Genomic DNA, 17,855 nt, shown 5'->3' with positions numbered 1-17,855 from the left:
CTATTTATGCTATTCAACGAACAAGGAGATATAGCCATGCAAAGAAATATCAGCGTTTCTATGGACGTTTTCGCCGCGATCTGGGCTCACAGGAAGACCGGAGAAAATACTGAGGACGAGATTCTTCGCAGGACATTTGGTTGTGAACCGAGCTCTGCGTCTTCCAGCACGCAAACCGACCGAGATTCCGAAGGCGGCGTTTACGACGTTCGCAACGGTGTCCACTTTCCAGAAGGTTTTCGAGTATTCCGAAATTACAAACGTCGCGAATACAGCGCCGAAGCCCGTGGGGGCTCATGGGTTCGCTCTGACACAGAAGTCGAATTCCCGACGTTAAACCAACTCAACGCATCAATAGTCGCAGGCATGGAAAATGTCTGGAACGGAAATTGGAAATACCGAACCCCCGATGGCGCCACACGCTCCATCGCAGAACTTAGAGGTTAACCACTCTTTTCTCCCTGCACTGCCGGAAACACACGAGGGCCTCAAGAAATGCTAGATCATTCGAAAATCCTAAAGCACATACAATCCACAAGTGACCAGAAGTCGCTCAAAACAATTATCAAAAACGCACGGGAACAGGGTGCCGCAGAAGTAGAAGAAGCAGCATTTCGAAAACTCATCTCCATAGTGCCCGAAGCAGAACCTGGAACGGTGGAGCATGATTTTTGGACGACGGTACACGCGTTCGAATTCGCTCTTAGCGAGGAGCGCGGAAGAACTACGAAGCTTACTCGAACGCGACAGAAGGTCACTCGCGTCGGCGTTATGGACACACTCGAGGACTGGGCATTTGGAAAGCAAACAACGGGCTTCGACATGCTAGTCGAACGTGGAATGCCGGAGTTGACGGGCGAGGCGATTGTCGTTCGTCATTCGAGCAAGTTTTCCGATGAAGTCGTCGCAGCAGCCCGCCAGCGGCTTGCTGCAGTCGGACATAATCTCGAATAGGCCCAACCAGAGGATTCTGCATTTGAACACCGTTCTCCTATAGAGCTGTCTATGCTTGTGCCGTTCCATCGGCGCGCGGTTTCCGCTAAACGTCTCCCATGAGCATTTGGGGCAAGGTATTGGGTGGTGCGGCCGGGTTCGCGCTTGGCGGCCCGCTGGGCGCGTTGCTGGGCGGGGTCGCCGGGCACATCTACGATTCCCACCGTAGCGGCGCTGCGGCCGAAGAGACCGGCGGCGATCCGACCAAGCAGATCGGCTTCACCATCGCCGTGATCGCGCTGGGTGCGAAGCTCGCAAAGGCCGACGGCGTGGTCACACCGGACGAGATCCGCGCCTTCCGCCGCGTCTTCAAGGTCGCACCCGAGGAATCCTCGAACGTTGCCAAAATCTTCAACATGGCGCGCAAGTCCGTTGCCGGATACGAGCCCTATGCGAAGCAGGTTGCCGGCATGTTCCGGGACAACCCTGCTGTGCTCGAGGAATTGCTCAACTGCCTTTTCATCATCGCCAAGGCGGACGGCGAGGTCCATGACGACGAACTGGCCTATCTGGCCAGCGTGGCGGCGATTTTCGGTTTTACCGACGGGGATTTTGCGCGGATCCGCGAAGGGAATATGGGACCGGACGCGGCCGACCCTTACACCATCCTCGGTGTCGGCCACGATACCGACGACGACGCCATCAAATCCGCCTACCGCAAGCTCGTGCGCGAGAACCATCCCGACACGCTGATCGCCCAGGGCATGCCCGAGGAATTCGTCGAGGTCGCCAACGAGAAACTGGCGACGATCAACGCCGCCTACGACAAGATTTGCGCCGCGCGCGGGATCAAGTAGCAACGCCCGATTGTCATGGCCGCCGATCCCCCCGTCCTCACCCTGAAGAACGCCGCTGTCGGTTTCGGCGGCACGCCACTGTTCACCGGCGCGGAACTGTCGGTCACGCCGGGGATGCGCGCCTGCCTGGTCGGGCGCAACGGCACGGGAAAATCGACGATCTTCAAACTCCTCGCCGGGCTGCTCGATCCCGATGAGGGTGATCTCTATATCCAGCCCGGGCTGACGGTCGGCTATCTGCCTCAGGACATTCCGCTGCCCGACGATATGCTGATCGCCGACTTCGTCGCCCGGATGGGAGCGGACATCGGCATGCGCCCGGACACCGCACCGCGCCACGCCGTCGATGCCGCGCTCTCGCGGGTCGATATCGACGGCACACGAAACGTCAACAGCCTGTCCGGCGGTGAATCCCGCCGCGTGGCCATCGCCGGCGCGCTACTGGGCAACCCGGACGTGCTGCTGCTCGACGAGCCCACCAATCATCTGGACCTGCCGACCATCGAATGGCTCGAGCGCGAACTGGTCGACCGCCGAAAGACCCTGATCACCATCAGCCATGATCGGGCATTCCTGGAGGCCATGACGACCGACACCTTCTGGCTGCACAGGGGTTCCCTGCGCCACAACGCTTCAGGCTATAGCGAATTCGAGGCCTGGACCGAGCAGATCGCCGACGCCGAGGTACGCGCGGCCCAGAAGCTCGACCAGAAGCTCAAGGCCGAGGCGCGCTGGCTCGAACGCGGCGTGACGGCCCGGCGCCGGCGCAACCAGGGCCGGCTCACTCGGCTGACGGAAATGCGGGCCCAGCGAAAGGCGCTGCTCACCGGCCAGAACCTCGTCCAGCTCGAGGCCGACGCGGGTCCGATCAGCAGCCGCCTTGTCGTCGAGTGCGAGAATCTCTGCAAGTCCTTCGGCGACGATGTGATCATCGACCATTTCTCCACACGTATCCTGCGCGGCGACCGGGTCGGGCTCGTCGGGCCCAACGGCGCGGGCAAGACCACCCTGCTGAAACTCCTGATCGGCGAACTGGAAAAGGATTCCGGTCGTCTGCGCCGCGCCAAGAACATGTCGCTGGCCTTCTTCGACCAGACCCGCGAGCAACTCGACCCCAATGACACGCTGTGGCAGACCCTGGCACCCCAGGGCGGTGATTCCATCAATGTGCGCGGCACCCAACGCCATGTGGTGGCCTACCTGCGCGACTTCCTGTTCGACGAGAAACAGGCCCGCGCGCCGGTCGCGACCCTTTCCGGTGGCGAGCGCAACCGGCTTCTTCTCGCCAAGATACTCGCCCAGACTTCCAACCTGCTGGTGCTCGACGAACCGACCAACGACCTCGACGCCGACACGCTCGATGTACTGCTCGACATGCTCGACAGCTATGAGGGCACGGTCCTTCTCGTCAGCCATGACCGCGACTTCCTCGACAGGGTCGTCAACTCGACCATCGCGGTGGAGGGCGGCGGGCAGGTCATGGAGTATCCGGGTGGCTATTCGGATTATTTGCGCCAGCGCAAGCGGGCCGCAAAAACCGCCTCCAGGCCGGCCAGGAAATCGAACAGCGGCAAAACAGGCCGGACGACGGCCGATGCGCCGAAGAAAATGACCTTCAAGGAAGAACATGAGCTCGGCGCATTGCCGAACCGCATCAAGGCGCTCGAGAACGCCAAGGTCGAACTTGAAAAGGCGCTGTCCGATCCGGACCTGTTTACACGCGATGCGGCGGCCTACGAGAGCGCCGCGCGGAAACTGGCGGAGGTCGAGACCGCCATCGCGTCCGCCGAGGACCGCTGGCTCGACCTCGAGGCACGCCGCGAGAGCCTGGAAGCCGCGCGATGATCACCGAGTACAGATCACCCAACTGCGGCGCGCGCAAACCCGAACAGGGGCACGCGCCGGAAATCGACACGCTGGTGATCCACTATACCGGCATGATGCCGACAGTACGCGCGCGCGACTGGCTCTGCGATCCCGTGTCACGGGTCAGCGCCCATTATCTGCTCGACGAGGACGGCACGACCTGGCGCATGGTCGACGAGGAAGACCGCGCCTGGCACGCCGGGGTCGGCTGCTGGCGCGGCTGGCGGGACATCAACTCCCGTTCGATCGGCATCGAGCTTTCGAACCCCGGCCATGACTATGGCTATCGGGATTTTCCCGACACGCAGATAGAGGCACTCATCGCGCTTGCCGGCGATATCCTGGCGCGGCACCCGATCCCGGCGCGCAATGTCGTCGCACATTCCGATATCGCACCCGACCGCAAGATCGATCCCGGCGAGCGTTTCCCATGGGCGCGTTTCGCCGCGGCGAAAATCGGCCTCTGGCCCGACGCGGAAGCACCGGTCGATACACCTGCGCCCCTGCATGACGCGCCGATCATCATGCTGTCGGAGATCGGCTACGACACCATTGACCATCCCGATGAGACGGTCATTGCCGCCTTCCAGCGCCGGTTTCGACCGTCGCGCTTCGACGGTGTGCTCGACGACGAGACGAAACAGCGGATCGGCCAGGTACATAGTCTGGTTGCAGCCTCGTCCGGTTCGGCCTAAGGAAAGCATTCGTCAGGCGGTCGGATGGCCGCGCGTGGGCAATGGGGAAACCCGTCCATGTGAGGAAAGTCCGGGCTCCACGGAAGTACGGTGCCGGTTAACGGCCGGCGGGGGCAACCCCAGGGAAAGTGCCACAGAAAGCAAACCGCCTGCCTTCGGGCGGGTAAGGGTGAAAGGGTGCGGTAAGAGCGCACCGCGCCCCCGGCGACGGGGGTGGCAGGGCAAACCCCACCGGGAGCAAGACCGAATAGGGGCGGCATATGGCGCACTTCCGCGCCGTTGCCCGGGTAGGTCGCGCGAGGCGTCCGGCAACGGGCGTCCCAGATGAATGGCCATCTCCCGTGAAAACGGAGACAGAACCCGGCTTACAGACCGCCTGACGATATTTTCCCCAAGAAAAGAACATTCCGAGAACAAAGTTCTGCCGCTTTATGCGCCGATCCTTCTTTTGTGGGTTCGCATACGTCCACTGATGTCGGGCAGGCGATTACTTGTAGGCGCAAATCGGCACCATGCAGCACTCTGATTTTTCGTCATTTTTACTGGTTTTGCCGTTGACGACCCATTTTATCCCATGATATCCCAAACAATCCCATTTTGGCGCGTGTGCCAGGGCAACGGGGAGACAGGAGCTGCCGGACCTTCTTCGGCAGTGGGCGGAAACGATGGCAATGTTTTTGTCGACCACTACCAACAAGGTCGACCGCAAGGGACGGGTGTCCGTTCCTGCGGCGTTTCGTGCTGTCCTGTCCGGGCAGGCGTTCCACGGCATTGTGGCGTTCCCGTCGTTCAAGCATTCCGCGATCCAATGCGGCGGGATGGACTGGATGGAGAAGCTCGGCGCCGGTGTCGACGCGTATGACATGTTCTCCGACGAACACGACACGCTCACGGCCGCCCTCTTCGCCAACGCCCAGCAACTTGCCTTCGACGGCGAAGGGCGCGTGATGTTGCCCGAACCCCTGATCGCCCATGCGGGCCTGTCCGAACAGGCCGCGTTCGTCGGCCGTGGCCCCTTGTTCGAAATCTGGAACCCGGATGCGTTCGCCACCTATCAGTCCGACGCGGTCCGTCAAGCCGCCGAGAAAGGCCTGACTCTGCGGCCCGGCAGTTCCACAGGTTCCCCACCCGGAACCGATGGCGGGCAACCGTGATGGCGGCGCGCACATCGCGTCACCCCAATACATCCGGAGTCCCCGTGACTCCCGGGCACAGCCCCGTTCTCCTCGAAGAAGTCATGACTGCGCTCAAACCCCGTGACGGCGGCATCTATGTCGACGGGACGCTGGGCGGCGGCGGCTACACCCGCAAGCTTCTCGAAGCTGCGGATTGCACAGTCTGGGGGATCGACCGGGACCCCGACGCAATCTCGCGCAACGCCGAGCTTGCCGCGCAGTTCACCGGCCGCCTGCATCTTCTTGCCGGGCGGTTCGGCAGTATGGACACGTTGCTCCGCGACAACGGCATCGATGCCGTAGACGGCGTGGCGCTCGATCTCGGCGTCTCATCGCCCCAGATCGACACACCCGAACGCGGCTTCTCCTTCGGCAGCGATGGCCCGCTCGACATGCGCATGGAGCGCGCGGGTGAATCCGCTGCCGATCTGGTCAACCGCGCAGACGAAGCGGACCTCGCCTATATCGTGCGCAAACTCGGCGAGGAGCGGCATGCACGCCGGGTCGCGCGCGCCATCGTCACGGCACGCGCCCTCGCACCCATCGAGACGACAGGCCAGCTCGCGGATATCGTCCGCGCGGTCATTCCCAAATCGCGCACATCCCACATCGACCCGGCGACACGCACATTCCAGGCGCTGCGCATTCATGTGAATGACGAGTTGGGTGAGCTCGACCGCGGTCTGGTCGCGGCGGAACGCATGCTGCGCCCCGGCGGCCGGTTGGCCGTCGTTTCGTTCCATTCGCTGGAGGACCGCCCGGTCAAAGCCTTCCTGCGCGCACGCAGCGGCAGTGAGGGTCGCGGTTCGCGCCACATGCCCGAACAAACCAACCGTCGCGCGCCGGCCTGGCGTCTCGTATCACGCCGCGCCATCCGCCCCGGTGACGCCGAAACCTCGCGCAATCCCCGCGCGCGCTCCGCACGCCTTCGGGTCGCAGAACGCACCGCGGAGCCGTCCTGGGGTTCGGCCGCAGAGGGGGGTGCCGGATGATCCGCCCAACATCCCTCATCCTTATGGTGCTCGCCGCTGCGGCCGGCGGCGCGTTGTTTCAGGTCGCATTCGAGGTGTCCGAGCTGGACGACAAGCTCGCCGAGTTGAACCGGGATATTCGCAACGACCGCGATGCCATCCACGTTCTGCGCGCCGAATGGAGTTTCCTCAACCAGCCCGAACGGATCGAGGAGCTGACCCGCCGCCATCTCGATCTGCTGCCGGCGACCGGCGCACAGATCGCGGGCACGGGCGCCGTGCCAGTGCTGCCGCAGGATGAACTTCCGACCACCGGGTCGAACATCGCCGGTGTCGTGACGCCGGCGTCCATTCCCGCCGCGGCACCGCGCGCCAAACCGGCCGCACCCGCGCCGCGCCCGCCCGCTACACGTGTCGCCGAAAAGGTCAATCGTGCCGAATTGGTCCGTTCGCTGGACGATGTGCTGCGCGAGGTCATGACCACACCGGCCGCAACGTCCGGGGGTGCCCGGCGATGAACGACCGGATCGCGTTCGACAGCACCAAGAAACAGGCGATCGAGACCGCCCGGACCCGGCTTCTGGTGGGCGGTTCGCTGATGGCCGCGGCCTTCTTCGTGGTCGGTGTGCGCCTTTTCGATCTTGCCGTGTTCAACGAGACCGAAGACTTACGCCGCGCCGCATCGCGCGAAATAGCCCGCCCAGCGACCATGGCACGCGCCGATATCGTGGATCGCAACGGGGTTCTGCTCGCCACCAGCCTGAAGACCGCCTCCCTGTTCGCCGATCCGCGCAAGATCTCGAACCCGGCAGACGCGGCGCGCCGACTGGTCGAAATCCTACCGGATCTGAGCGAAGAAGTTGTCGCGGCCCGGCTCGGTTCGGGGAAAAGCTTCGTCTGGTTGCGGCGGAACCTCACGCCGCGCCAGCAGTTCGAAATCAACCGGCTCGGCATTCCCGGTCTGAACTTCGAACAGGAAGAACGCCGGGTCTATCCCCATGGGCGTCTCGCCGGACACATTGTCGGTTTCACCAATGTCGACAATGTCGGCCTCGCGGGCATCGAAAAAAGCATGGACGCCGCCATCGCCGGCGCCACCCGTCCGCTGCGTTTGTCCCTTGATATTCGGGTCCAGCAGATCCTGCGCCAGGAGCTGGCCGGCCAGATCGAGAAATTCAAGGCCATCGGCGGTGGCGGGATCGTTCTCGACGCCGAGAGTGGCGAGGTCGTGGCGATGGTTTCACTGCCGGACTTTGACCCCAATGCGGCCGGACAGGCCGCCGACGACACCCGCTTCAACCGCATGACGCTCGGCGTGTATGAGCTCGGCTCCGTCTTCAAGATTTTCAACCACGCCATCGCGCTGGAAACGGGCGTGGCCTCCTTCAACAGCCGCTACGACGCGACCAGGCCGATCCGGGTCGCCCGGTTCACGATTTCGGACTTCCATCCCGAAAAGCGCTGGCTGACCGTGCCGGAAATTTTTCAGCACTCCTCGAATATCGGCTCCGCCAAGATCGCGCTGGATATCGGCACCAACGATCAGCGCAAATATCTCGGACATCTGGGCCTCCTGCGGCGCAGCAGTATCGAGTTGCCTGAGCAGGCGCAGCCGATGTACCCGTCGCGCTGGCGCGAGATCAACACGATGACGATCTCGTTCGGCCACGGGATCGCCGTCAGCCCGCTGCATCTGGCAAGCGCGGTGGCGGCGACCGTAAACGGCGGCGTTCTCCGCCCCGCGACCCTCATCGAGCACGGCGCCGACACAAGCGACGGCGTGCAGGTCTTCTCCGCCGAAACATCGGACCGGATGCGTCGCCTGCTGCGCCTCGTGGTCGAGACCGGAACCGGCCGCAACGCCGACGCCAAGGGTTACCTGGTTGGCGGCAAAACCGGGACCGCCGAAAAACAGGTCAACGGCAGCTACAAGCGCAATGCGCTGATTTCGTCCTTCGTCGGCGTGTATCCGGTGACCGCGCCGCGCTTCGTCGTTTTCGCCATGCTGGATGAGCCGAAAGGTATCAAGGAAAGCTATGGCTACGCGACCGGCGGCTGGACGGCCGCGCCGGTCGTGCGTGGTGTCGTGTCCCGCATGGCGCCGCTCTTTGGAATTGCCCCGCTCGACGAAACCGCGCCTGACATCCGGCACGCCATCAACATCAACGCACAGCCGGCAATCAGGAACCGGTCCGATGCGGTTAATTGAGCTGGCGGTCGATATGGTGATGGTCGATCCGCGGATGCACGACACGGAGATTTCCGGTCTCACGGCGGACAGCCGACAGGTCCGGCCGGGGTACCTCTTCGCCGCGCTCCCCAGCGCGTCGGTGAACTCCGGCACCGACGGTCGCGACTTCATCGATGACGCCGTCGCGCGGGGTGCGGTTGCGATTCTCGCACCCGACGGCACCCGGATCGACGATCTGTCGACCGATACACCTGACGACACGCCCTATCTGATCACAGATGAGAATCCACGCTGGCGCCTGTCCCAATTCGCCGCACGTTTTTATGAGCACCAGCCGCGCCATATCGTCGGCGTCACCGGCACCAACGGCAAATCCTCCGTCGCAGGCTTCACGCGGCAGATCTGGGCGCTACTGGGTCATCCGTCCGGCGCCATCGGCACCCTGGGCGTCGATGCCGATGGTTTCGATGCAGGCCCAAGCCTCACAACCCCCGATCCAGTCGAACTGCATGCAACCCTGGCCAGAATGGCAATGTCGGGCATCGATCATCTGGCGCTCGAAGCCTCATCACATGGCCTCGACCAGTTTCGGCTGGACGGCGTGCGGTTCTCCGCCGCCGCCTTCACAAATCTCAGCCGGGACCATTTGGACTATCACGGCACGGAAGAGGCGTATCTGGGTGCAAAAATGCGCCTGTTCCGTCACCTGTTGCCGGTCGATGGCGCCGCGGTTCTGAACGCCGACTCCCCGCATTTCGATGCGGTCGCCGAAATTTGCCGCGCGACCGGCCATCGGGTTCGCAGCTACGGCATCCAGACCAGCGATATTCACATCGCCGATGTCTCTGCCCTGCCCGACGGGCTGCGCCTTTGCGTGACCGTGAAGGATCAAAGTCTCGAGACCCGACTGAACCTGGTTGGCGGCTTCCAGGCCTACAACATCCTCGCCGCGCTCGGCCTCGTCGCCGAGACGGGCGGCGACCTGACCGAAGCCTTCACCACCCTGGCCCATGTCAAAGGCGTAAAGGGACGCATGCAGCGGATCGGCGCGCTGGAAAACGGCGCCCAGGTCTATGTCGACTACGCCCACACTCCCGACGCATTGCGAACGGCGCTCGACGCGATCCGGCCCCATGTCGGCGGCCAGCTACATTTGATTTTCGGCGCCGGCGGCGACCGTGATCCGGGCAAACGCCCGATGATGGGCGAAGTCGCCGCGCAGCACGCCGACCGCGCGATCGTGACGGACGACAATCCGCGCCGCGAAGACCCCGAATCCATCCGCCGGCAGATACTGACGGGCTGCAGGGGGGCGGACGAAATAGGCGACCGGGCAGCGGCGATCAGGGCCGGAATTTCCGGACTGCAAGCCGACGACATCCTGATAATCGCAGGCAAGGGCCACGAACAGGGTCAGATCGTCGGCACGGAAACCTTGCCCTTTGATGACGCCGACGTCGCCGCCGGGATTCTGACCGCGATGGGCGGGGAGGTCGTCACATGACTCCCGCCACCCCGATCTGGACCCGCAACGAAGTCCTGGCTGCCACCAACGGTCAGGCCGGTGAATCCGGCCACGATTGGGCCGCCACGGGCGTATCGATCGACAGCCGGACCTGCCGGCCGGGCGATTTGTTCGTCGCTATCTCCGGCGAGAATTTCGATGGCCATGACTATCTCGACGCCGCATTCGACGCAGGGGCCGCCGCCGCGATCACCAGCCGCGATACGAACACCGGATCCCGCGGTTCTTCGGTTATACGCGTCGATGACGGACTGCACGCGCTTGCGAATCTCGGCCGCGCCGCACGCGACCGGACCGACGCCCCGATCGTCGCCATCACCGGCTCCGTCGGCAAAACGGGGACCAAGGAGGCCATGACCCTGGCCCTCGGATCCATCGGCCCGACCCACGCCACGACCGGCAACCTGAACAATCATATCGGCGTACCCCTGACCCTCGCGCGCATGCCGCGTGACATGCAGTTCGCCGTGATCGAACTGGGCATGAACCATGCGGGGGAGATTTCCGACCTGTCCAAGCTCGTGCGCCCCAACGTCGGCGTGATTACGACGATCGCGGCCGTGCATCTGGAATTCTTTGATCACGTCGCAGAGATTGCCGACGCCAAGGCGGAGCTCTTCGACGGCATGTGCCAGGGCGGCATCGCCATCCTCAATCGGGACAATGTTTACTTCGCCATCCTGGCCGCCCGCGCGTGGGCTCGAGGCCTCGAAAACGTCGTGGGGTTCGGTGCACACCCCGAGGCCGATGTACAACTCTCCGCGTGCAAGCTCGGCGATAACGGCAGCGACGTCACGGCGCGCCTCGAAGACCGGATCATCCGCTACCGTCTGAATGTGCCCGGCCGGCACTGGGTGCAAAATTCCCTGGCCGTTCTCGGCACGGTTTCCGCGCTCGGCGGCGATCTGGACAGCGCGGCCGCCGCGCTGGCCAAACTGACACCGCCGAAGGGCCGCGGCGCAAGGTTCAATGTGAAGATGTCTGACGGTCTGCTGACCGTGATCGACGACAGCTACAACGCCAGTCCCGCATCGATGCGCGCCGCGTTTGCTGTGCTGGGCCACACCCGGCCCCATTCGGGCGGACGTCGGATCGCGGTGCTCGGCGACATGCTCGAACTGGGCGATGCGAGCGAGAATCTCCACACCGCTCTCGCCGGAGAGCTCGAGACAAACCGGATCGATCAGGTGTTCTGCGCCGGCCCCGGCATGGCTGCGCTCGACAACATCCTCCCCACCGAGATGCGCGGTGGCGCGGCAAAGGACTCGAAAACCCTCGCCCCCCAGGTCTGTCAGGCCGTATCGGCGGGCGATGTGGTCCTCGTGAAGGGTTCTCTCGGCAGCCGGATGGCACTGATCGTCGAAGCACTCTGCGCCCTCGACACCAATAGCGACGGGCTGGAGGCCAATCATGCTGTTTAACCTCCTCGCCCCCCTCGCAGACCAGTTCATTCTGTTCAACCTGTTCAATTCCCTGACCTTCCGGGCCGGCGGCGCCGTGGTGACGGCATTGGTCGTCGCGTTCCTGTTCGGGCCGAAAATCATCGGCTGGCTGCGTCAGCAGCAACCCGAAGGCCAGCCCATCCGCGAAGACGGGCCGGAATCCCATTTCAAGAAGGCGGGCACCCCCACGATGGGCGGGTTCCTGATCCTGCTGGCCATCATCGTCAGCACGCTTCTGTGGGCGGACCTGACAAATGGCTATGTGTGGGCACTGCTGCTGATCACAGTCGGGTTCGGCGCCATCGGCTTTGCCGACGACTACCAGAAGCTGACCAAGTCCAAATCCAAGGGTATTCCCGCGCGGGCCCGTCTTCTGGCGGAAATTCTGGTCGCGGGTATAGCGACCGTGTGGATCATGCATCTGACACCGACGCCCCTGGACACGACGCTCGCGCTTCCCTTCGTGAAAAACTTCCTGATCGAGCTGAGCTGGTTCTTCGTGCCGTTCGCGATCTTCGTGATTGTCGGCGCCTCGAACTCCGTCAACCTGACCGACGGGCTCGACGGCCTCGCCATCGTGCCGGTGATGATCGCCGCCACCTGCTTCGGCCTGATCTCCTACGTGACCGGCAACATTGTCTTCTCGAACTATCTCCTGATCTTCGCCGTTCCCGGCGCCGGTGAACTCGCGGTTTTCTGCGGCGCGCTGGTTGGCGCGGGACTGGGCTTTCTCTGGTTCAACGCGCCGCCGGCGATGGTTTTCATGGGTGACACGGGATCGCTGTCCATGGGCGGCGCGCTGGGCGGCATCGCCGTTGTCACAAAGCACGAGTTGGTCCTCGCCATCATCGGCGGACTCTTCGTACTCGAAACGGTTTCGGTGATCGTCCAGGTCGGCTCCTACAAGCTGACCGGCAAGCGTGTATTCCGGATGGCGCCGCTGCACCATCACTTCGAGCAGAAGGGCTGGGCCGAACCGACCATCGTGATCCGCTTCTGGATCATCGCAACCGTCCTGGCCCTCATCGGCCTCGCCACCCTGAAGCTGCGGTGATGCGATGATGGCGACCCGCAACATGCTCGGCCTCGGTGCCTACGACGATCACGCGATCGCCGTATTGGGGCTCGGCGTGTCCGGCATGAGCGCGGCAAACGAACTGCACCGCGCCGGTGCGCGCGTGCTGCCGTGGGACGACAATGAGAACCGGCGCAACGGTGCCGCCGCGCGCGGGCTGACGCCGTGCGATCTCGAGACCGCCGAGTTCGACAAAATCGACATGCTGGTGCTGAGCCCGGGCATTCCCCAGGGCCACCCCCACACCCATCCGGTCGTCGCCCGCGCACGCGAAGCGGGCTGCGAAATTCTCTGTGACGTGGAACTCCTCACCCGGGCAGCACCGGACGCGCGCTATATCGGGATCACAGGCACGAACGGGAAATCGACCACAACGGCATTGATCGGCCACATCCTGTCGGAACTGGGTGTGGCGAGCGCCATTGGCGGCAATATCGGCGCGCCGGCGCTGTCACTCGAGGCGCTCGGCCCCGACGGCGTCTATGTTCTCGAATTGTCGTCCTATCAACTCGATCTATTGCCCGCGGCCGTGTTCGATGTGGCGGTCCTGCTCAATATCACGCCCGATCACCTCGACCGCCATGGCGGCATGGACGGTTATGTTGCTGCCAAGCGCCGAATATTCGACGGCCAGGGCGCGACGCAAACAGCGATCGTCGGGGTCGACGACACCCACACCAAAGCGATCTTCGAAGAAGTCAGCGCACGTCACCTGGCGGCGATGACACCTATTTCGACGCGCGGCATCTGCGCCGGCGGGATCTACCTCGAAGACGGCTGGATCATCGACGACCGGGGCGGCAACACGGAACCCGTCATCGACATGCGTAGCCTCGATGCGCTCCCCGGAGACCACAACGCCCAGAATGTCGCGACCGCCTATGGCGCGGTCACGGCGATCCTGGAGGCCATGACTCCGGCACTCCGCGCCGGAATCGTCGCCGCCATCGCTCGCTTCCCCGGGCTCGCCCACCGCCAGGAACTGCTCGGCGCCATCGGCCCGGTGCGCTTCGTTAACGATTCCAAGGCGACCAACGCCGAAGCCGCCGCCCATGCGCTGTCGGCTTACGAGAATATTTACTGGATCACCGGCGGTATGGCCAAGGAAGGCGGCATCGCCAGTTTGGCGCCGCTTCTTGGCCGGGTCCGCCATGCGTTCCTCATCGGCGAATCGGCCGAAGATTTCGACGCGACCCTTGAGGGCCGGGTATCGACGACACTCTCGGGTGATCTTGCGACGGCCACCCAACAGGCGAGCGACATGGCCGCCAAAAACGGCAACGCCGTCGTCCTGCTTTCTCCGGCGTGTGCATCCTTTGACCAATTCTCCAGCTTCGAAGCGCGGGGCGATGCCTTCCGTGAAGCCGTTGCCGCCCTCCCGGGGTTTGCACCCCAGGCCCGATCGACCGGGGGTGCCGCATGACACCGTTCACGCGCGCCGACACGTCTATTCTCGGGCAATGGTGGTGGACCGTGGACCGTTGGAGCCTTGTGGCCATCGCCGCCCTGATGGCGTTCGGCGCCCTGCTCGCCGCCGCCTCCAGCCCCGCCGTGGCCGAACGGATCGGCCTCGACGAGTTCTATTTCATCAAACGCCACTTCATGCTGCTGCCCGTCGCCATCGCGATGATCCTTGCCGTCTCGGCATTGACGCCCGTCCAGGTGCGCCGCATGGCGGTCATCGCTTTTCTCGGCTGCATCGCGTTACTCGCCGTCACCTTGCTGTTCGGCACAGAAATCAAGGGCGCCCGGCGCTGGCTTTCGATTGCGGGCTTTTCACTCCAGGCAACCGAGTTCGTGAAGCCGATGTTCGCCGTCGTCGCCGCCTGGCTGTTCAGTGAAGCCGCCCACGACCCCCGTTTCCCCGGCCGCCTGATCTGCACCGGCCTGTTCGCCGCCGTCGTCGCGTTGGTCATCGCCCAGCCGGACCTCGGACAGGCCGTGGTGATCACCAGCGTCTGGATGGCCCAGTTCTTCCTGGCCGGCCTGCCCATGTGGCTGGTTGCCGGCCTCGTGGTCCTCGGCGTGTCTGGCCTGATCGGCTCCTACTTCACGCTCTCCCACGTCGCCAGCCGCATCGACCGTTTCATCGATCCGAAGTCGGGCGACACCTATCAGATCGAACGCAGCATCGAGGCCTTCTCGAGCGGCGGGCTGTTCGGGCGTGGCCCGGGCGAAGGCCAGGTCAAGCAGGTCCTGCCCGATGCCCATGCCGACTTTGTCTTCGCCGTGGCCGGCGAAGAACTCGGCCTGTTCGTCGCCCTGTTCATCGTCACCCTGTTCGCCTTCATCGTGCTGCGCGGCATGACCCGCGCCATGTCCGAACAGAACCTCTTTGTCCTGCTCGCCGTCGCCGGACTTCTGGTTCAATTCGGGATACAGGCGTTGATCAATATGGGGTCGAGCCTGCAGCTCATCCCGACCAAGGGCATGACCCTCCCCTTCATCAGCTACGGCGGATCCTCTCTGCTCGGCGTCGCACTGGGTCTGGGCATGACTCTCGCCCTGACCCGGCGACGCGTGGGATCGGGGGCGCCACAATGAACACACGCCAGCATCCAATTCTGATCGCGGCCGGCGGCACCGGCGGGCACATGTTCCCGGCGGTCTCGCTCGCCAGCGCACTCTCGGCGCGCGGTCATTCAATCCTGTTCGTCACCGACCCGCGCGGCGGCCAGATCACATCCGAAGTCCTCGGTCTGCCAAAGACTGTCATGCGCCACACGATTTCGGCCCGCAGCCTCGGCGGCGGCCCCAAAGGCATGGCGGCAGGCATCAAGGCCCTGACAAAAGGCTTTTTCCAATCCCGCCGCCTGATCCGTGAATACTCACCCGCAATCGCGGTCGGGTTCGGAGGCTATCCGAGTGTGCCGCCCATCCTTGCAGCCGGCTCTGCCGGACTGCCGACGGTCATCCACGAACAGAATGCCGTTCTCGGCCGGGCGAACCGCCGCCTCGCACGCGGCGCCAGGGCCTTCGCGCTGAGCTTTGCCCAGACCCAACGCCTGAAATCTGCCGGCCACGCGAAAGCGACGGTCGTCGGCAATCCGGTACGCCCGGACATCGCATCCCTCGCCGTCCGCCCCTATACGGCGCCGAGCGGCGTGATCGATCTGCTGGTCGTGGGCGGCAGCCAGGGTGCGCAGGTCTTTTCAAAGATCGTTCCGGCCGCCTTCAAGTCCATGACGGCGGCCCAGCGCGCCCGTTTCCGCCTCGCGCAGCAATGCCGGGCCGAGGATATCGACGAAGTTCGCGCGACCTACGCTGCCCTGAACATGCCCGTCGAGCTTGAGACATTCTTCGACAACATGCCGTCGCGCCTGGCCGCCGCCCATCTGGTGGTGGGTCGCGCCGGCGCCTCTACCGTCGCCGAACTCACGGCCGCCGGGCGGCCGGCACTCTATGTGCCTTACCCCCATGCCGTCGACGATCATCAGATGGCCAACGCACGCGCCGTCGAGGCGGCTGGTGCCGGTTGGGTCATGGCACAAGGCGAATACACCCCCGCCGCGATGGCAGGGTGGCTGGAAGCCGCACTGGAGTCCGCCGACGCGCTGGCGCGTGTCGCCGCCGCGGCGCGCGCGCTGGGTCACCCGGACGCCGCCGACCGGCTCGCGGATCTCGTCGAGCAACTGATTCCGGCCAACGGAAACGGCGCGGACCTTGACCCGACGGGTCTGCGGGAGGCCGCCGAATGAGAGCACTCCCCATCGATATCGGACTGATCCATTTCGTCGGCATTGGCGGCATCGGCATGAGCGGCATCGCCGAGACCCTGCACGCGCTCGGCTATCAGGTGCAGGGAAGTGACCTTTCGGAAAACGCGAATGTGCTGCGCCTGCGCGACCTCGGTATTCATGTCGACATCGGTCAGCGCGCCGAGAATATCGAACGCGCCTCCGTCCTCGTCGTCTCGACCGCGGTGAAAAGCGATAACCCGGAAGTTGTCGCGGCCCGCGCCCGGCTCGTCCCGGTCGTGCGCCGCGCCGAGATGCTGGCCGAACTGATGCGTCTCAAATGGTCGATCGCCGTCGGCGGCACCCATGGCAAGACCACAACCACATCGCTGATCGCCGCGATGCTCGATTCGGCCGACCGCGACCCCACCGTGATCAACGGCGGCATTATCAACGCCTACGGCACCAATGCGCGGCTGGGCGAAGGTGAGTGGATGGTTGTCGAAGCCGACGAATCCGACGGCACCTTCGTCAAACTCCCGGCTGCCATCGCCGTGGTCACGAATATCGATCCCGAGCACCTGGATTTCTACGGCACTTTCGACGCCGTTCGCGAGGCCTTCGCCACCTTCGTCTCGAACATCCCGTTCTATGGGTTCGCGGCGATGTGCATCGACCATCCCGAGGTTCAGGCCTTGATCCCGCAACTCAAGGATCGGCGGATCGTGACCTACGGATTCTCACGGCAGGCGGACGTACGCGGCATCAATCTCGAGACCGATCCTTCCGGCATGCGCTTCGACGTGAACATCGCCCAACGCAATACTGGCGCGGCACGAACCATCGAAGGCATACACCTGCCGATGTTCGGCGCTCACAATGCGCAGAACGCGTTGGCGGCAGTCACCATCGCGCTCGAGATGGATATCCCCGACAAAATTATCCAGACCGCGTTCGCGGGCTTCGAAGGTGTAAAGCGCCGCTTTACCAAGACCGGTGAGGCCGGGGGTATCACGGTGATCGACGATTACGGCCACCATCCGGTGGAGATCTCCGCTGTTCTGGACGCCGCGCGCAGCGCGACCCCGGGCCAGGTAATGGCGATCTTCCAGCCGCACCGCTACTCGCGCGTCGAGAGCCTGTTCGATGAGTTCTGCACCTGTTTCAACGACGCGGACGTCGTCTTCGTGTCGGACATATACCCGGCCGGCGAGGCCCCGATCGAGGGAGTGGATCGCAACGCACTGGTGGATGGGCTTCGTGCCCGCGGCCACCGGGATGTGCGGCCACTCCCCGATCCGGATCGGCTTGCCGAGTTGATTACCGCCAGCGGACGCGACGGCGACATGGTCGTCTTCCTCGGCGCCGGCACGGTGACCAACTGGGCACAAGCGTTGCCCGACGAGATGAACCAGTTGATGTCACGAGACACGGGGACGGAGGGATGA

Annotated in this window: 16 protein-coding genes and 1 other RNA gene; all 17 read left to right on the top strand. The window is 64.0% G+C overall.

All coding sequences use genetic code 11. From position 1 onward, the window contains the following. Positions 1-36: 36 nt before the first annotated feature. The 17 genes from ABJ363_15125 to murC all read left to right on the top strand — a co-directional run bounded on the left by ABJ363_15125 (position 37) and on the right by murC (position 17,855). On the top strand, positions 37-447 hold the full coding sequence (locus ABJ363_15125; protein MEP4380327.1) for a hypothetical protein: 411 nt from the start codon (positions 37-39) through the stop codon (positions 445-447). Positions 448-495: 48 nt separating this feature from the next. Beyond that, positions 496-954, top strand: coding sequence for a hypothetical protein (locus tag ABJ363_15120; GenBank protein ID MEP4380326.1), 459 nt, complete (start codon positions 496-498; stop codon positions 952-954). Positions 955-1,052: 98 nt separating this feature from the next. Continuing rightward, positions 1,053-1,790 carry a TerB family tellurite resistance protein gene (locus ABJ363_15115; GenBank protein MEP4380325.1) on the top strand — a complete coding sequence of 246 codons (738 nt, stop codon included), beginning with the start codon at positions 1,053-1,055 and terminating at the stop codon, positions 1,788-1,790. Positions 1,791-1,805: 15 nt separating this feature from the next. Further along, the gene (locus ABJ363_15110; GenBank protein ID MEP4380324.1) at positions 1,806-3,635 is read left to right on the top strand and encodes an ABC-F family ATP-binding cassette domain-containing protein; all 1,830 of its coding nucleotides are present in this window, start codon (positions 1,806-1,808) and stop codon (positions 3,633-3,635) included. Continuing rightward, positions 3,632-4,351, top strand: a complete 720-nt coding sequence (locus ABJ363_15105) for an N-acetylmuramoyl-L-alanine amidase (protein ID MEP4380323.1) — start codon at positions 3,632-3,634, stop codon at positions 4,349-4,351. Before ABJ363_15110 ends, ABJ363_15105 begins: the two co-directional genes overlap by 4 nt. 12 nt (positions 4,352-4,363) lie before the next feature. Next, positions 4,364-4,735, top strand: an RNA gene (gene rnpB, locus ABJ363_15100) — RNase P RNA component class A. A 281-nt stretch (positions 4,736-5,016) separates the two neighbouring features. Next, complete coding sequence (mraZ, locus tag ABJ363_15095; protein MEP4380322.1) at positions 5,017-5,505, top strand: division/cell wall cluster transcriptional repressor MraZ; 489 nt, start codon at positions 5,017-5,019, stop codon at positions 5,503-5,505. Then, a complete protein-coding gene (gene rsmH, locus ABJ363_15090; GenBank protein MEP4380321.1) occupies positions 5,505-6,518 on the top strand; it encodes a 16S rRNA (cytosine(1402)-N(4))-methyltransferase RsmH in 1,014 nt (337 codons plus the stop codon). The genes mraZ and rsmH overlap by 1 nt, the downstream gene beginning before the upstream one ends. Continuing rightward, the gene (locus ABJ363_15085) at positions 6,515-7,015 is read left to right on the top strand and encodes a hypothetical protein (protein ID MEP4380320.1); all 501 of its coding nucleotides are present in this window, start codon (positions 6,515-6,517) and stop codon (positions 7,013-7,015) included. The genes rsmH and ABJ363_15085 overlap by 4 nt, the downstream gene beginning before the upstream one ends. After that, on the top strand, positions 7,012-8,706 hold the full coding sequence (locus ABJ363_15080) for a penicillin-binding protein 2 (GenBank protein MEP4380319.1): 1,695 nt from the start codon (positions 7,012-7,014) through the stop codon (positions 8,704-8,706). Before ABJ363_15085 ends, ABJ363_15080 begins: the two co-directional genes overlap by 4 nt. Then, positions 8,693-10,192, top strand: coding sequence for a UDP-N-acetylmuramoyl-L-alanyl-D-glutamate--2,6-diaminopimelate ligase (locus tag ABJ363_15075; GenBank protein MEP4380318.1), 1,500 nt, complete (start codon positions 8,693-8,695; stop codon positions 10,190-10,192). The genes ABJ363_15080 and ABJ363_15075 overlap by 14 nt, the downstream gene beginning before the upstream one ends. Next, the gene (locus tag ABJ363_15070) at positions 10,189-11,634 is read left to right on the top strand and encodes a UDP-N-acetylmuramoylalanyl-D-glutamyl-2,6-diaminopimelate--D-alanyl-D-alanine ligase (GenBank protein ID MEP4380317.1); all 1,446 of its coding nucleotides are present in this window, start codon (positions 10,189-10,191) and stop codon (positions 11,632-11,634) included. The genes ABJ363_15075 and ABJ363_15070 overlap by 4 nt, the downstream gene beginning before the upstream one ends. Further along, complete coding sequence (gene mraY, locus ABJ363_15065) at positions 11,624-12,709, top strand: phospho-N-acetylmuramoyl-pentapeptide-transferase (protein MEP4380316.1); 1,086 nt, start codon at positions 11,624-11,626, stop codon at positions 12,707-12,709. Before ABJ363_15070 ends, mraY begins: the two co-directional genes overlap by 11 nt. Positions 12,710-12,716: 7 nt before the next feature. Continuing rightward, a complete protein-coding gene (gene murD, locus ABJ363_15060; protein ID MEP4380315.1) occupies positions 12,717-14,153 on the top strand; it encodes a UDP-N-acetylmuramoyl-L-alanine--D-glutamate ligase in 1,437 nt (478 codons plus the stop codon). Next, complete coding sequence (locus ABJ363_15055; GenBank protein ID MEP4380314.1) at positions 14,150-15,274, top strand: putative peptidoglycan glycosyltransferase FtsW; 1,125 nt, start codon at positions 14,150-14,152, stop codon at positions 15,272-15,274. The genes murD and ABJ363_15055 overlap by 4 nt, the downstream gene beginning before the upstream one ends. After that, positions 15,271-16,428 carry an undecaprenyldiphospho-muramoylpentapeptide beta-N-acetylglucosaminyltransferase gene (gene murG / locus ABJ363_15050; GenBank protein MEP4380313.1) on the top strand — a complete coding sequence of 386 codons (1,158 nt, stop codon included), beginning with the start codon at positions 15,271-15,273 and terminating at the stop codon, positions 16,426-16,428. Before ABJ363_15055 ends, murG begins: the two co-directional genes overlap by 4 nt. Further along, a complete protein-coding gene (murC, locus tag ABJ363_15045; protein ID MEP4380312.1) occupies positions 16,425-17,855 on the top strand; it encodes a UDP-N-acetylmuramate--L-alanine ligase in 1,431 nt (476 codons plus the stop codon). Before murG ends, murC begins: the two co-directional genes overlap by 4 nt.

The organism is Alphaproteobacteria bacterium (genome assembly GCA_039980135.1).
Taxonomy (GTDB): Bacteria; Pseudomonadota; Alphaproteobacteria; order UBA6615; family UBA6615; genus UBA8079.
Note: the sequence above shows the minus strand (reverse complement) of the source record. Positions and strands in the feature narration are given on the sequence as shown.

Bases quoted from the DNA above. Each gene is read 5' to 3' on its own strand.
- ABJ363_15125 (MEP4380327.1), top strand. From the start codon at position 37: ATGCAAAGAAATATCAGCGTTTCTATGGACGTTTTCGCCGCGATCTGG.
- ABJ363_15075 (MEP4380318.1), top strand. From the start codon at position 8,693: ATGCGGTTAATTGAGCTGGCGGTCGATATGGTGATGGTCGATCCGCGG.
- ABJ363_15085 (MEP4380320.1), top strand. From the start codon at position 6,515: ATGATCCGCCCAACATCCCTCATCCTTATGGTGCTCGCCGCTGCGGCC.
- mraZ (MEP4380322.1), top strand. From the start codon at position 5,017: ATGGCAATGTTTTTGTCGACCACTACCAACAAGGTCGACCGCAAGGGA.
- ABJ363_15120 (MEP4380326.1), top strand. From the start codon at position 496: ATGCTAGATCATTCGAAAATCCTAAAGCACATACAATCCACAAGTGAC.
- ABJ363_15110 (MEP4380324.1), top strand. From the start codon at position 1,806: ATGGCCGCCGATCCCCCCGTCCTCACCCTGAAGAACGCCGCTGTCGGT.
- ABJ363_15070 (MEP4380317.1), top strand. From the start codon at position 10,189: ATGACTCCCGCCACCCCGATCTGGACCCGCAACGAAGTCCTGGCTGCC.
- ABJ363_15105 (MEP4380323.1), top strand. From the start codon at position 3,632: ATGATCACCGAGTACAGATCACCCAACTGCGGCGCGCGCAAACCCGAA.
- ABJ363_15115 (MEP4380325.1), top strand. From the start codon at position 1,053: ATGAGCATTTGGGGCAAGGTATTGGGTGGTGCGGCCGGGTTCGCGCTT.
- murD (MEP4380315.1), top strand. From the start codon at position 12,717: ATGGCGACCCGCAACATGCTCGGCCTCGGTGCCTACGACGATCACGCG.
- murC (MEP4380312.1), top strand. From the start codon at position 16,425: ATGAGAGCACTCCCCATCGATATCGGACTGATCCATTTCGTCGGCATT.
- ABJ363_15055 (MEP4380314.1), top strand. From the start codon at position 14,150: ATGACACCGTTCACGCGCGCCGACACGTCTATTCTCGGGCAATGGTGG.
- murG (MEP4380313.1), top strand. From the start codon at position 15,271: ATGAACACACGCCAGCATCCAATTCTGATCGCGGCCGGCGGCACCGGC.
- mraY (MEP4380316.1), top strand. From the start codon at position 11,624: ATGCTGTTTAACCTCCTCGCCCCCCTCGCAGACCAGTTCATTCTGTTC.
- ABJ363_15080 (MEP4380319.1), top strand. From the start codon at position 7,012: ATGAACGACCGGATCGCGTTCGACAGCACCAAGAAACAGGCGATCGAG.
- rsmH (MEP4380321.1), top strand. From the start codon at position 5,505: ATGGCGGCGCGCACATCGCGTCACCCCAATACATCCGGAGTCCCCGTG.